General features: G+C 55.7%; 16 protein-coding genes. 1 reads left to right on the top strand and 15 read right to left on the bottom strand.

Going from position 1 to position 13,474, the window contains the following annotated elements; translation table 11 throughout:
* Nucleotides 1-139 precede the first annotated feature (139 nt).
* Nucleotides 140-1,240 (bottom strand): tRNA epoxyqueuosine(34) reductase QueG, encoded by a 1,101-nt coding sequence (gene queG, locus GXX34_09425; protein ID HHW07730.1) that lies wholly within the window; start codon nt 1,238-1,240, stop codon nt 140-142.
* A 71-nt stretch (nt 1,241-1,311) separates the two neighbouring features.
* Between queG and GXX34_09420 the strand changes: the two genes are divergently transcribed.
* Nucleotides 1,312-1,884, top strand: a complete 573-nt coding sequence (locus GXX34_09420) for a hypothetical protein (GenBank protein HHW07729.1) — start codon at nt 1,312-1,314, stop codon at nt 1,882-1,884.
* On the opposite strand, the gene GXX34_09415 is transcribed toward GXX34_09420, so the two are convergent.
* The 14 genes from GXX34_09415 to GXX34_09350 all read right to left on the bottom strand — a co-directional run.
* Entirely contained in the window at nt 1,869-2,135 is a 267-nt protein-coding gene (locus GXX34_09415) for a hypothetical protein (GenBank protein HHW07728.1), read from the bottom strand. The genes GXX34_09420 and GXX34_09415 overlap by 16 nt on opposite strands.
* 17 nt (nt 2,136-2,152) lie before the next feature.
* Entirely contained in the window at nt 2,153-2,314 is a 162-nt protein-coding gene (locus tag GXX34_09410) for a hypothetical protein (GenBank protein ID HHW07727.1), read from the bottom strand.
* Between the two features lie 64 nt (nt 2,315-2,378).
* Complete coding sequence (locus tag GXX34_09405) at nt 2,379-3,002, bottom strand: GNAT family N-acetyltransferase (protein ID HHW07726.1); 624 nt, start codon at nt 3,000-3,002, stop codon at nt 2,379-2,381.
* Nucleotides 3,003-3,146: 144 nt separating this feature from the next.
* Nucleotides 3,147-4,304 (bottom strand): acetoin utilization protein AcuC, encoded by a 1,158-nt coding sequence (locus tag GXX34_09400; protein ID HHW07725.1) that lies wholly within the window; start codon nt 4,302-4,304, stop codon nt 3,147-3,149.
* Between the two features lie 2 nt (nt 4,305-4,306).
* Complete coding sequence (locus GXX34_09395; GenBank protein HHW07724.1) at nt 4,307-4,942, bottom strand: CBS domain-containing protein; 636 nt, start codon at nt 4,940-4,942, stop codon at nt 4,307-4,309.
* Between the two features lie 150 nt (nt 4,943-5,092).
* Nucleotides 5,093-6,034, bottom strand: a complete 942-nt coding sequence (locus tag GXX34_09390) for a metal-dependent hydrolase (protein ID HHW07723.1) — start codon at nt 6,032-6,034, stop codon at nt 5,093-5,095.
* 135 nt (nt 6,035-6,169) lie between these two features.
* Nucleotides 6,170-7,000, bottom strand: coding sequence for a xanthine dehydrogenase family protein subunit M (locus GXX34_09385; protein ID HHW07722.1), 831 nt, complete (start codon nt 6,998-7,000; stop codon nt 6,170-6,172).
* Entirely contained in the window at nt 6,987-7,466 is a 480-nt protein-coding gene (locus tag GXX34_09380; GenBank protein ID HHW07721.1) for a (2Fe-2S)-binding protein, read from the bottom strand. Before GXX34_09380 ends, GXX34_09385 begins: the two co-directional genes overlap by 14 nt.
* An 18-nt stretch (nt 7,467-7,484) precedes the next feature.
* Nucleotides 7,485-7,949: a hypothetical protein gene (locus tag GXX34_09375; protein HHW07720.1), complete on the bottom strand. Its 465-nt coding sequence runs from the start codon at nt 7,947-7,949 to the stop codon at nt 7,485-7,487.
* Nucleotides 7,946-8,890, bottom strand: coding sequence for an ABC transporter permease (locus GXX34_09370; protein ID HHW07719.1), 945 nt, complete (start codon nt 8,888-8,890; stop codon nt 7,946-7,948). Before GXX34_09370 ends, GXX34_09375 begins: the two co-directional genes overlap by 4 nt.
* A complete protein-coding gene (locus GXX34_09365) occupies nt 8,796-9,926 on the bottom strand; it encodes an ABC transporter permease (protein ID HHW07718.1) in 1,131 nt (376 codons plus the stop codon). Before GXX34_09365 ends, GXX34_09370 begins: the two co-directional genes overlap by 95 nt.
* Complete coding sequence (locus GXX34_09360) at nt 9,923-11,446, bottom strand: ABC transporter ATP-binding protein (protein ID HHW07717.1); 1,524 nt, start codon at nt 11,444-11,446, stop codon at nt 9,923-9,925. Before GXX34_09360 ends, GXX34_09365 begins: the two co-directional genes overlap by 4 nt.
* Before the next feature lie 107 nt (nt 11,447-11,553).
* Nucleotides 11,554-12,582 carry a BMP family ABC transporter substrate-binding protein gene (locus GXX34_09355; GenBank protein ID HHW07716.1) on the bottom strand — a complete coding sequence of 343 codons (1,029 nt, stop codon included), beginning with the start codon at nt 12,580-12,582 and terminating at the stop codon, nt 11,554-11,556.
* 53 nt (nt 12,583-12,635) lie between these two features.
* Nucleotides 12,636-13,474, bottom strand: an 839-nt coding sequence (locus GXX34_09350; protein ID HHW07715.1) for a xanthine dehydrogenase family protein molybdopterin-binding subunit, incomplete at its 5' end; no start/stop codon positions are given.

Genomic DNA, 13,474 nt, shown 5'->3' with positions numbered 1-13,474 from the left:
GACTGGGCCCGCCGGCAACCGCTCAAGGGCAGGGCTATAATTATAAAAAGCACTAATGCCAGCTTCTTAGCGGTCGACAATGGCAACCACTCCTTTGCGATGAAATAAGCTAGCATTAGTATTCTCCACTGGCATTAAATTATTTGACCTGCCTTAATGCCGCCTGCAGTTCCGCCGCTACCCGGGGATCCCGTTCCCGGGCCAGGGTTTCCGTGAGCAGGGCTTTGACCCCGGGCTGGGCCATACGGCTCAGGGCCCAGGCCGCATGGGCCCGCACCACCGGGGCAGGGTCCCGGAGGGCTTGTGCCAACACGGGGATGACATCTTCGTCCTGCCGCCGGCCCAGGGCGAGAACGGCGTTGCGTTTTAAATTGGTTTTACCGCGCCAGGCCAGGGCGCTTTGGCCGAACAGGCGGCGGAAGGTCCGGTTATCCATCAAGGCCAACTGGGCCAGGGATAAATCTTCGGGCCAGTCAGGGCGAAAGTCCCGGTGTTTCGTCGCCTGGGCCGTTTTTTGATTGACGGGACAGGCCGCCTGGCAAGCATCGCAGCCGTACACCCGCCCGCCCAGCTGTTCCCTTTCGGCCCCGGTTAAGAAGCCCTTCTTCTGGGTAAGGTAAGATAAGCACCGGTGGGGATTGACCAGGTAGGGCTCCTCCAAGGCTCCCGACGGGCAAGCCTTTAAACAGGCGGTGCAATGTGCGCAATCTTTTTGGAGGGGCCGGTCTTCCTCCAGCTCCCGGTTAACCAAAAGCCCGCCGAGGAAGACCCAGGAACCGTACTCGGGGGTGATCAGGCTCGCATTTTTCCCAAACCAGCCCAGGCCTGCCCGCCGGGCCAGTTCCCGTTCCAATAAAGGGCCCGTATCCACGAATTGATAATAGCGCAAACCCGGATCCATCCTTTGGAGCCTTTGGCCCAATTCCTCCAGCATCGCCCCCAGCACCAGGTGGTAATCCGTCCCGAAAGTGCTGCGAGACAGCCCCAGGGCTGCCGCCTGTTCCGTGAGCGGGTTATAGTAGTTTATGGCTGTCATCACCACGGACTTGGCCCCGGGCAGGAGCAGCCCCGGATCCAAGCGCGCGGCGACGTTACCGGAGACAAAAGCCGGGACCAGACCCCGGGCTTGGCGTTCTTCCAGCAGTTCCGCCAGTTCCCACATGGGCCGGGCGGCGGTAATACCCACCAGGTCAAAGCCTATTTCTCCAGCTGTCTTTTTCACCAGACCGGCATCCAGCATAACCTCAGCCTCTCTGTTTTGGTCATTGCATTTTCCCAGGATTAATTGTAACATATGGGGGAACAACACCGGTGCAAAGAAGGGAACGGCTCATGCAGGGATCGTTGAGCAAAGAAACGTTTCATGAGATTTACGACATGCTGAACCGGGTGAACCACGTGCCCTACGACTGCGGCACTTTGTGCCGTAAAGCCTGCTGCCGGCGGGGGGACGAAGACCTGGGGATTTATCTCCTCCCGAACGAGGACCTGGTCCTGCAAGGGGAAAAGGATTGGCTTACCTGGGAAAGGCACCGGGTGCGGGATTATGATTTTCCTCCCACCTGGTATGGGAAGACATATTTCATCAAGTGCAACAGCAACTGCCCGCGGGAAAAACGGCCCATGCAGTGCCGCACTTTTCCCCTGGCGCCCCACTTGTCCGATACCGGCGAGCTGTGGTTGATCTGGGAAACCATGGACCTTCCCTACGCTTGCCCCCTCTTGGAAAGAAAAGAGGCATTAAATAAAGAGTTCATACGAACTCTTTATCGTGCCTGGCAAATATTGATTTCCGATCCTTTAATCGAAGACCTGGTCCGATACGATTCCCGCAGCCGGGAGGAAGAAGGCGCTGTCATCGAAGTCGTTTACCGGCTGGGCTGAGGGTTCCGCCACTGGGCAATGGGGACGACATCTTGGGCCAGGCAGGCGGGACAAGCCACCACATGCCAGCACCACTTTTCCGGTGGGGCGGCGGAACTGAGGGTGGGCACAAGGGCGTCGTCTTCATAAGGGCTGTAAGGATCGTAGAACACTTCCGCTTGGCCCTGATCTTCCAGCGGGCTGCCGCAGCGGGGACACCGGCGGCTCACTTCAATTAAACCGTTGCACAAGGGACAGACGGTACCTGCCATGGTTATCCTAACCCGCTTTAATAATCTTCATCAGAACCATCCACCACCCGGCAGGTGAATTCCGTGCAGTGAAAATGACACGTCGGGCAATCCCCTTCGTCCCCTTGCACGCTGAACATGAAACCGCAGCGGGGGCATTTAAACTGCCGCGAGACGTTTTCCGGCATCGGGTTGACCATGTGTTTCCCTCCAGTTGTGGTGTATTGCTCTTCTTAGTATGTCCTCCACGGCCAACCCTATTCCTTAGTACATGCTCCTGCTCTGGTAGCGCAGTGCCTCGAAAGCGATAAAAGCGTCGCTGGGCACTTTGGAACCGACCCGCACCGCCAGCATGTTGGCCGGGTGGGAGCAGATCTCCGGGTCATCGGTACCCAGGGGATACATGCCTACCGTGCGCAGGAGTTTTTCCATCATCTGGCGATACTTAAATACCGGCAGTCCGGTTCCTTTCAGGTCCCAGTGCCAGCAGTACTCGGTGGCAATCACAATGTTTTTTTCAAACCGGTCGCCGGCAAAGGCCGTTTCCAAGATGGCCTGGGCAAGACCGCAGCCCCGCCACTGGGGACTGACTTCCAGCCCGCCCAGTTCAATCAGTTCGGGGATATTCGCCTGGCCCCACCTTTCAAACTCATCGGGAGGATGAAAAGTACAATATCCCACGATTTCTTCTCCATGGATCGCGGCAAAAATCATCCCCTGCTCCATGGAAGCAATGTCAATCAGGGCCTTGTGCTGCCGCTGGGGCGGGCGAAAAGCAGACAAGCCTTCATTCATGGTCAACTCGGCCAGTTCCTCGGGCGGGACGGGACCCTTGACGATGACCAACCCTTTCGGGGTATTTAATTCCTTATACGGCATAAGCGGCATTTTTTCCGTCTGCACCTGCTCGGCCAGCACCTTCATCACCTCTCCATACCGCTGAATGTGTATTCATTATAGCCTAGATCCCCGGCTAGTGCAACAATTCACATATGTTCAGAAATGGTAAATGTTTCTAAATTCTCTGTTAATTTAAAACAGGTAACTCCACACCGGCCTGTTCAAAGCCTGCTCCACCGTCCGCCGGTTTTTTTCATTGATCTCTTCCCGCCTGGGTTTCGGCGGGAAATCAGCCGGGTCATCATGCAGGTATTCAGGGAGAGGTGCGGGAGCCGCTTTGGCCCATTTCTGCCGCCAGGTTTCCGGTATCTTGTCAGGCAGCGTCCTGCCGGATAATTCTCCCCACAGCAGGGCCCAACTCCGCGGCACCACCCGCCAGATATCATACCCGCCCCCGCCCAAGGCCACCCAACGGCTCTGGCAGTACTCATGGGCCAGCCGGTGGATTAAGCGGGCCGCTTCCGTAAAGCCCCGGGTGGTTAAGGACAGGTGGGTCAAGGGATCATGCTCATGGGTGTCACAGCCGTGCTGGCTGACGATAATGTCCGGCCGGAAGCTCTCCATCAAGGTTGGCAGCACCTTATGTAACGCTTCAATGAAGGAATCGTCCTCGGTAAAGGGCTCCAGGGGCACATTGACGGCATAGCCGTATCCTTCCCCGGCTCCCCTTTCCAGGACACCGCCGGTACCGGGGAACAGGTAGCGGCCTGTTTCGTGAAAAGATACGGTCATCACTTCCGGGTCTTTATAGAAGACCCACTGGACCCCGTCGCCATGGTGGGCATCCACGTCGATATAGATGACCCGCACGTTACAGGTATTGCGCAGCCACCTAATCGCCACGGCGGCATCATTGTAAATGCAAAAGCCGGAAGCCCGGTCCGTCATGGCATGATGCAGGCCGCCCCCCACGTTGAAAACATGAGCGGCCGTTCCCTCCATGACTAAACGGGCCGCCAGGAGGGTACCGCCCACCACCAGGGAGGCGGCTTGATGCATGTTGGGAAAGATGGGGTTATCCTCCGTGCCCAGGTTATACTGCATGGGATCCGGGGGCAATTTGCCCCGGCTGGCCATTTTCACGGCATCAATATAGTCCTGGGTATGGACCAGCAGCAGCTGCTCGTCGGAAGCCGGCTGCGGAAACACCAGGTCCTGGGGCTGCACCGCATCCATGGCCTCCAGCAGTTCATACCAGAGTCTCAGCCTGAGGGGATCAAATGGATGGCCGTCATGGAACTTGTACTCGGTAAAATGAGATGAATAGATAACCAAGGGTTTACCCGCCATTTTTATCCCCTCCGCAACGGATGCAAGACTCTAAATCCCAGGGCCTCAATATCTTCAATAATATGGGCTACTTGCATCGTCTGCAGCTTGGCGCTTACCAGGCGAGTATTCGGGCGGTGGCCGCAGCGCATTAACAAGCTGCACATGTTCACCCCGTGTTTCTTGACGGCTGCCGTCACTTCCGCCAGGGCACCCGGCCGGTCCGGCACCTCGATTTCCAGCATGGTGCCCGGCTCCAGGGTACCGATCCATTCCACCATGACCCTTAACATGTCCGTTTCCGTGATAATGCCCACCAGCTTATCCCCTTTGACCACAGGCAAGCAGCCGATGCGGTATTCATACATCATCCTGGCGGCTTCATCCACCCCATCCAGAGGATGAGCCGTTAGGACGGGATATTTCATGATCTGTTCCACTTTGGTGGACTTGAGAACATCTATATCGCCCGGTTGAATTAAGTAAGACGGGCTCACGTCCCTTAAGTCCCGGTCGGAAACAATGCCTACCAGGCGACCCTGATCCACCACGGGCAAATGCCTGATCCGGTGTTCCTTGGTTTTACCCAGGGCAGCATGGACGGACTCATCGCGGGAGATGGTGACAACCTCACGTTTCATGATTTCCTCGACTAGCATCCCTAGCCCCCCCTTGCTACTTCCAGCAGCCGCGCTGCTTGATGTTCGGTAATCAACCATTTCTATGCCCGGGCAGGATATCCTCCCAATTGTCAGACAGTTGCCACATTTTTTTAAAAAACAAAGCTGCCGGCGGCAGCTTTGCCATGGTTAACTGGCAATCTTGATGTTGCGCTTGCCCAGGTAGGGGCTGAAGATCTCCTCTACCAGCTTGCACTCTTCATTGAAAACAGCCGTTCCCGTATGCAGGAACTGCTGGCGCAAGTGATACCTCAAGTCGAAGAACCTGACCAGGTACCCGTTTTCCGTCGGCTGTAACGACACGTGAAACAAAGGGGTAAACTCCTTAAAGAGCCTGCCCAATTTGCTGTCCAGGGCTGCTTTGATCAAGTTGTTTTGCTGTTTCACCAGCATTTCCCTCAGGTTAAACATTAAGGAAAAAGAGTACATCTGGCCCACAATGAAGTTGTGCTTCGTCTCCACACAAACATCCCAGGTCCAGTTGCCTTTCAGGGCCGGCATCACAATAATCCGCTTGGCTTCCTTCCCATAATGCCGCCGGAGCTGCCTGCGAATCCTGAGGCTTAACAAATAGCGCAGGCCCACGTACACCAGCGCCAGCAGGATGGTCCAGCCCCGGAGGGAAGGATAGGTATCCTGGCTGTAAAGGATCACCACCAGCAGGATAAAAAGGTAAAGATCAAAGATGTTGAGCAAGTTAACACTGATTTTGCGCCGGTAAAGGGGCCACAGCAGCTCGGAGCCATAAGAGTTAAAAATGTCTATGAAACAGTGGGACAAGGCACCGAGCCAGCCCCACAGGAACAGCGTCCAGAAGGGTACCTCAGGAAAGGCCAGCGCCAAAGGAACGGTAATTAAGCCCACGATGAAAGCGGACCCCGGGATGGAATGGGACACTCCCCGGTGGTGCTTCAAATAGGTCAGGTCTCCTTTTAACTGCATGACCAGATCAAAATCGGGTGCCAAGGAACCCAGCAAAGCACTCAGGTAAACGGGGCTGTGCAGGGACAAAGGCTGCCCGGAAAAACTCGCTACCCCCAGCCCCAGTAAACCATGGGTAATCGGATCCATCCTCCGTGTTCCTCCTACGTTTGCAATAGTAAGAATAATTATAGCATATCCTGGGGGCAAAAAATATCATTTTAAACATTAAACCCCTATGCAAGTATTACCTCATAGGGGTATTGCTGTCACCTTTTGTCACCCTCATAACCTTTCCAGCGCCCGGTACAGCAGGGCAGCTGCCATTTCCTGCCTGTATTCCCTGGTCCCCCTGATATCGGTAATGGGATTGACCTGATCCTTGATAAACTGGATCCTGGTCCAGAGGTCATCTTGCCCGGGCCGGATCCCCTGCAACTGGGGCAGGGGGAAATACATGACGGTGGGCCCAAGGGAACCGAAAGCCGCTTCCACATCAAATAAGGCATTCCCGGCTTTTTTCGCTTTCACCGCCGCGCTGGCCACGGCGATAGCCAGGGCACGCCGGGGGCCCAGTTTCACATACGCGGAAACTTGATCTTCCTTTAGTTTGGGCACCATGATCCCCGTGATTAATTCCTGGGGATCCATAATGTGTTTTCCCGGCCCTTGAAAGAACCGGCGCACAGGCACCACTCTCTTGCCCCCCAGGCGTTCCAGGACCAACCGGGCATCCAGGCAGACCAGGGCAGGCAGCGTGTCTCCCGCCGGCGAGGCGGTGCCGATGTTGCCGCCGATGGTGCCCTTGTTTCTAATCTGGGGCGACCCCACCGCAGCGGCGGCCTGGGCCAGGGCCCCGGCATACTGCCGGATAAGCGGGGAACCGGCTATTTCAGCATGGGTAGTCAGGGGGCCAATCCACAGTGCTTCCCCTTCCTCCCGGATGTAACTCAAGGCTTGAATGCGGGAGAGGTTTAACACCTGTGCCAACCGGATTCTCCCCTGCTTGTGGTGGACCAGCAAATCCGTACCACCGGCCAGGATTTTCACTGCTTGGCCCAGATCATTTAACAGGACCAGGGCTTCTTCAATCGATTGGGGATTATACACCTGCATGGGCCAGCCTCCTTGCGGCAACCTCTACCGCATCCACAATTTTGGTATAACCGGTACAGCGGCAAAGATTACCCGATAATGCCTCGCGAATCTCTTCCCGAGTGGGGTTTGGGTTTTCCGCCAGCAGGGCATAGGCAGAGAGGATCATGCCGGGGGTGCAAAAACCACACTGGACGGCTCCCATCTCTACAAACACCTTTTGCAAGAGGTGGGGCTCCCCTTCCCCGGTTAAACCTTCAATCGTGGTCACTCTCTGTCCCTCCACCTGGTCCATGAGAATCAAGCAGGAGTTGACCGGTTTGCCGTTTAAAAGCACCGTGCAGGCGCCGCACTCGCCCTGCCCGCAGCCCTCCTTGGTGCCTGTCCGGCCCAGGTGTTCCCGCAGGACTTCCAGCAGCGTGGCTGAGGATGAAACTTCCAGTGTCACCGGAGCACCGTTCAATTTAAAACTATATAGCTGTGTCAAGGGGCTTCCTCCTTCCCGCTAAAGCTTGGAGAATTTATCCAAGAAACTACCGTCGGCAATGTCGCGAAAAGCTTCGATATAATAATCTCCATCCTCAAAAACCACGGGGAAGCTCATGGTCTGGCCCGGCAAGCGGGCGGCAACGATACAGGTCAAGGTGCCTGACATGCGGTTTTCCACCAGGTCCAAAGAATGGACATACAGGTATAACGGGGTTAAATAGGGATAAGACCTTTCCTTGGCAAAGTTCCCCACAAACCCCTCTTGATCGATTAAGAGCCTGATATCTTTGCTCAGATACCGGTAGACCTGCGCTGGATCGTTGGCATTGACGGCATCAACAAAGGCCTGTGCCCTCGCTAAAGCATGATCATGGGACTTCCTGCAGCCGGGTACGGCGTATTCCGAGTAGGCGTAGCCGGCTGCCATCAACAGCAGGGCCAAGCTTAGCAACAGGATCCCAATCCCCTTTTTGTTCATCACCGTTCACCTCTGGCATAAGGCAGGGTGAAAGCAGCCGGGAATTCGGCTTTCTTCGAAACCCCAATCAGCACCAAAACGGTTAAGGCATACGGTAAGGCCAACAAAAACTGGTGCGGTACCGGTACCCCAATCGCCTGTAATTTCAACTGCAGGGAATTGGCCAAACCGAACAGCAGCGCTGCCCCCAGCGCCCGGTAAGGATGCCAGCGGGCAAAGATAACCACGGCAATGGCAATAAAACCTCGGCCGGCGGCCATGCCGTCTAGATAGGTATTCATAAACCCGATGGACAAAAAGGCCCCGCCCAGACCGGCCATAGCCCCGCCAATCATGACACACAGGTACCGGATCAGGTAGACATTGATGCCTTTGGCATCCGCCGCCTGCGGGTGTTCCCCGACGGCTTTTACTTTCAACCCAAATGTAGTCCGGTCCAGCACAAAGGCTGCCACAAAAACCAGGATAAACGTTAAATAAACGAGAATGTTTTGCTCAAACAGGATGGGGCCGATCACCGGTATTTTGGATAATACGGGTATGGAGAGTACCGGAAAAGGTTGGATCGTGGGCGGCAGGTCCCTGATGCCAAAGACGACCCGGAAAATAAAGGTAGCCAAACCGCCCCCCAAAATGGTGAGGGCCGTACCGGCGATCACTTGATTGGCTTGCACCGTCACCGCCAGGAAAGCCATCAGGAGTGAATAAATGACGCCGAACACCATAGCCAGCAGCACCCCGATCCAGAGGTTCCCGGAAAAATACGCTCCTAAAAATCCCCCCAAGGCCCCCATCAACATGGTGCCTTCCAGCCCCAGGTTTAAAATACCGGACCGCTGGCCGAAAATCTCACCTAAGGCCGGCAACAGGATCGGAGTGCTCATCCTGACTGCCCCGGCCATTAAACTTACAAAGAAACCGGCTGATAGGATCTGTTCCAGCATGTTTTTCCCTCCATTTTGTGAGGATTACGCGGCTGATCACAAAAATGATTACCAGTCCCTGGATGATGTAAACAAGGGAAAAGGGTACCCCCACCATCCGCTGCATGGTATTGCCGCCGGTCACCAGGGCAGCGAAGAAAAAGGCCGAAACCAGAATACCAAGGGGATTCAGTCCCGCCAGCAGCGCCACCACGATGGCCAGGTTCCCGTAGCTGCCCGAAATGTTCTCCAGCAGGCGGTAATGAATACCGAACACTTCCGTCCAACCGGCCAAACCGGCCAAGCCCGCCGAGATGACCATCGTAATCACGGTGATGCGCGGCACATTAATGCCGCTGTATTCAGCCACTTTGGGGCTTTCACCCACCAGTTGAATCTTAAAGCCCAGCACCGTTTTCCAGAAGAAATAGCCTGCCACGGCCAGGATTAAGGCCACCACTACCCCGGCATGGAGCCTGGTCCCCGCCAGCAAAACCGGCAGGCGCAAGCTTTCCGCCAAGAGCTCAGTCTGGGGAAAACCGTGCCCGTTGGGATCAATCATCGGGCCTTTCACCAGCCACTCCAAAAGGTAAAGGGCCACATAATTCATCATCAAGGTGGTGATCACTTCATTGGCGTTAAACCGGGCCTTCAAATAACCGGCCAGGCCTCCCCAGAGAGCCCCTCCGGCGAAGGCTGCCAGCAGGGTGACAGGCAGCAGCAAGGGTACGGGCAGGGGAAGATAGAGAGCGGCCGCCATGGCAAAAATGGCGCCCAAAGTGAATTGTCCGTCCCCGCCGATATTCCAGATATTAGCCCGGAAAGCCACCGAGATCCCTAACCCCAAAACCGCCAGGGGGATGGCCTTGACCACGGTCTCCGCAAAACGATGGCTGGAACCAAAAGCCCCGTTGAAAAGACTCCGGTAGGCCTCCACCGGGTTGTTGCCGGCTATCAAAAGCAGCACGGCTCCTACCAGCAGCGCAAGTACAATGGCTATGAGGGCAGGTGCCATCCCGCGGCAGGCATCCAGCATTACTCCTTTTGCTTGTTTCATACTGCCACCTCCCCTACCCCGGCCATCATCAGGCCAATGCGTTCAATGTCGAATTCCCCTTTTTCCAACACTCCCATAATCCTTCCTTCGTAGATGACGGCAATCCGGTCTGACAGCTGCAAGACCTCGTCTAAATCCGCCGATACCAGGAGAATGGCCACACCCTTCTCTTTCTGGTCCAGCAGCTGCTGCCGCACGTACTCCGTGGCGCCGATATCCAACCCGCGGGTCGGCTGGTTGACGATGATGACGCTGGGATTGCATCCGATTTCCCGGCCTAACACGATTTTTTGTTGATTGCCGCCGGAGAGCAGCCGGACCCGGGCATAAATGGAACTGGTTTTTACATCGTATTGCCGCACCATTTCAAGGCATTCTTCCTTGATCCGGTTCCCCCGCAGCATGCCCCATTGACAATAGCGGGGCGTGTCAAACTCCTTGATGATAAAATTCTGCATGACGTTCATATTCATGGCTAAACCGAGGCTGTGGCGGTCTTCCGGCACATGGGACACGCCGGCCCTGATAAAGTCCTTGGGCCTGCCTTGCGACAAGTCCCTTCCTTTCAGCTGAATACGGCCCCGGGTAACCGGGCGCAACCCGGTGAGTACCTCACAGAGCTCTTTCTGGCCATTGCCGTCCACGCCGGCAATGCCTAAAATCTCCCCTTCCCTTAACTGCAAGGAAACTTCTTGCAAGGCGGGCAGTCCTTTATCGCTCAGGGCCGATACCTTTTCCACCTCCATCACTACTTGACCGGGACTCCTGTCCACGGCGGTAAAATCGAAGAGGACTTCCCGACCGACCATCATCCTGGTCAATTCTTTTTTCGTCACATGCTTGGCCGGCACGGTACCGATCTTCTTGCCGTCCCGCAGCACGGAAACCTCATCGCAGATCTCAAGGACCTCCTCGAGCTTGTGGGAGATGAAAATAATGGATTTCCCGCTCTCCCGCATCAAATTGAGGATCTGGAAAAGTTCCCTGACTTCCTGGGGCGTAAGGACGGCGGTGGGTTCGTCCAGGATGAGGATATCGGCACCGTAATACACCACGGACAGGATTTCCACCCGCTGCTGTTCCCCGACGGACAAGGTGGAAATCTTGGCATCCGGGTCCACTTTGAGATGGTACTGCTCACCCAGGGTCAGGATTTTTTCCCGGGCCTTTTTTAGATCCACCACACCCATACCTTTGGTCTCAAAACCCAAAACCACGTTCTCCGCTACGGTGAAAGGCCGGACCAGCATGAAATGCTGGTGCACCATGCCGATCCCAAGGCTGATGGCCTTGGAAGGTGTATCGATCTGCTCTTGCCTGCCGTGGATAAAAATCTCCCCACTGTCGGGCTGGTACAACCCGTAGAGAATATTCATCAAGGTGGATTTGCCGGCTCCGTTTTCGCCCAACAGCCCGTGGATGGTCCCCGGCTTGACGTCAAAATTGACCTTGTCGTTTACCACTAGCGGACCAAAACGCTTGACGATGTTTTTCATGCTGACAGCGTGATTCTCATGCATACGGCCAACTCCCTTACTGGTTGGTTGGTACAGTAGTGTCTATGTTCCCGGGGCAGCCCGCAGCCGGCTGCCCCGGGAAAGACAAGAGGGGGGAAAATTATTGCCGGTTACTTATCGAAATCGGGCAGTTCAAGGGTGCCTGCTCTAAAACCTGCGACGGCTTCTTCCAGCTTGTCCTTCACTTCCTGGGGCACTTCACTGTCCTTGTCATAGAAGGGTGCCATGGTGACACCGCCGTTAGCGACGGTGATCCAGTAGAACTTGTCTTCCTGTTCAAAGAACTTGCCGGACCTCACGTCGTTAATTATCTGCTCAATGACGAAATCCCACTGGTAGACCACACCGCTTAACACATTATCCGGGGCCAATGTTTTCTGGTCGGCCACGTTGCCTAACACCCATTTGCCTTTTTCCCGGGCGGCCTCCACGGCTCCAAGACCGATCCCGTCACCGGAATGCCAGATAATGTCTACGCCGGAATCGTACATGGAAATAGCCGCGTCTTTAGCTTTGGCCGCATCCCGCCAGTCGCCGGTGTAGAGCTCCTGGATCTCCACCTTCGGATTTACTTGCTTGGCCGCGTATTTGAACGCTTCATGTCCCCGGTAGATTTCCGAAACATCGGCCCCACCGATGACACCGATTTTGTCGGTCTTGGTCATCATCCCGGCCAGGATCCCCATCAGGTACCCGCCTTCCTGCAGGTGGACATCATAGACACAGGAGTTGGTTACCGTTTTGTAACCGGTGCCGAGAGCAAAAGCCACATCCGGAAATTCGGTGGCTACTTTGACGATGGGCTCCATGAACTGGAAACCGTGACCGATGACCAAGTCATATCCTTCCGCCGCAAAGTCCCGTAATGCAGGTTCAATATCCGCTACTTCATAAACTTCTTCTACATAAGTGACCTGGATCTGGGACCCCAGGGCGCTTTCCACCGTTTTCATACCTTGATACATGGCCTGGTTGAAGGAAACATCGTCCGCCTTGCCCGGCAAGATGAGCGCCACCTTGAACGGCTCTTCCCCGCCTGCCCCGGCCTCCTGCCGGTTGCCTTCGTTACCGCCGCAACCTGCCACCACCAATGCCAGCACAACCATGAACACTAACAGCAGCCATCCTTTTTTGCGCATGAGAGAAGCCTCCTTCATCGTTGTAAACACAAAGTGCTTTAACCCTACAGGCATCAGACTGCTTTGGTGGGAACCACTCCTTTCCGCCTTAATTGCCTTGTGATTTCTTCTTTGGAAATGGGCAGCCGGGTAACATAGATCCCCCAACCGTCCATTAAGGCACCGGTCACGGCGGGCGCAACGCATACGGTCCCTACTTCGGCGGCGCCCTTTACGCCGAAGGGTCCGGAGTTTTCATAGGCCTCCACGGTCAAATTCTGAATGTCACACACATCCTTGGCCGTGGGAATGAGGTAAGTAGATAAATCCTTTTGCGCGGCCTGGCCCCTTGCATTAAAGGCAAACTCCTCCAGGAGGGCGTAACCTATGCCTTGTCCCAATCCTCCCTGGATCTGGGCGTCTAACAGGACGGGATTAACGACCTGACCGGCCTCGGTCACCGCCAGGGCCTCCAGTAGCTTGATCTCCCCGGTCAATGGGTCCAAGGCCAGTTTCACCACGTTCACCAAAAAGGTGTACATGACGTGAGGCAAACCTACACCGAGATGCTTAAGGGAGGATTCCGGGAAAACACTCTCGCCGGTTCCTTGCCGGCCGCCGCCGGCCCGCAAGTCCTGGGCCGCTTTGATAATGGCATTGCCGGTAATATAGGTGCTCCGGGAAGCGGCGGTGGAGCCGCAGTCGTGGGTACGTCCCGTATCCCCCGCTATCACTTCCACGGCTTCCACCGGAACACCCAAAGCATCGGCAGCGATTTGCGCAAAGGCGGTCAAGTTGCCTTGTCCCAGTTCCACCACTCCCACTTTGACCATGTATTTATCCCCCTGCTTTTCGATGGTCACTTTCGCCCGGTCCTCGATACCGGCCCCCATACCGCAGCTCAAAAACCCCG

The sequence above is a fragment of the Clostridia bacterium genome (assembly GCA_012840125.1).
Classification (GTDB): Bacteria; Bacillota; DULZ01; order DULZ01; family DULZ01; genus DULZ01.
The sequence above is the reverse complement of the archived record's forward strand: the minus strand, read 5'-3'. Positions and strand labels throughout refer to the sequence as shown.

Bases quoted from the DNA above. Each gene is read 5' to 3' on its own strand.
- queG (HHW07730.1), bottom strand. From the start codon at position 1,240: ATGCTGGATGCCGGTCTGGTGAAAAAGACAGCTGGAGAAATAGGCTTT.
- GXX34_09415 (HHW07728.1), bottom strand. From the start codon at position 2,135: ATGGCAGGTACCGTCTGTCCCTTGTGCAACGGTTTAATTGAAGTGAGC.
- GXX34_09410 (HHW07727.1), bottom strand. From the start codon at position 2,314: ATGGTCAACCCGATGCCGGAAAACGTCTCGCGGCAGTTTAAATGCCCC.
- GXX34_09405 (HHW07726.1), bottom strand. From the start codon at position 3,002: ATGCCGCTTATGCCGTATAAGGAATTAAATACCCCGAAAGGGTTGGTC.
- GXX34_09400 (HHW07725.1), bottom strand. From the start codon at position 4,304: ATGGCGGGTAAACCCTTGGTTATCTATTCATCTCATTTTACCGAGTAC.
- GXX34_09395 (HHW07724.1), bottom strand. From the start codon at position 4,942: ATGCTAGTCGAGGAAATCATGAAACGTGAGGTTGTCACCATCTCCCGC.
- GXX34_09390 (HHW07723.1), bottom strand. From the start codon at position 6,034: ATGGATCCGATTACCCATGGTTTACTGGGGCTGGGGGTAGCGAGTTTT.
- GXX34_09385 (HHW07722.1), bottom strand. From the start codon at position 7,000: ATGCAGGTGTATAATCCCCAATCGATTGAAGAAGCCCTGGTCCTGTTA.
- GXX34_09370 (HHW07719.1), bottom strand. From the start codon at position 8,890: ATGCTGGAACAGATCCTATCAGCCGGTTTCTTTGTAAGTTTAATGGCC.
- GXX34_09365 (HHW07718.1), bottom strand. From the start codon at position 9,926: ATGAAACAAGCAAAAGGAGTAATGCTGGATGCCTGCCGCGGGATGGCA.
- GXX34_09360 (HHW07717.1), bottom strand. From the start codon at position 11,446: ATGCATGAGAATCACGCTGTCAGCATGAAAAACATCGTCAAGCGTTTT.
- GXX34_09355 (HHW07716.1), bottom strand. From the start codon at position 12,582: ATGCGCAAAAAAGGATGGCTGCTGTTAGTGTTCATGGTTGTGCTGGCA.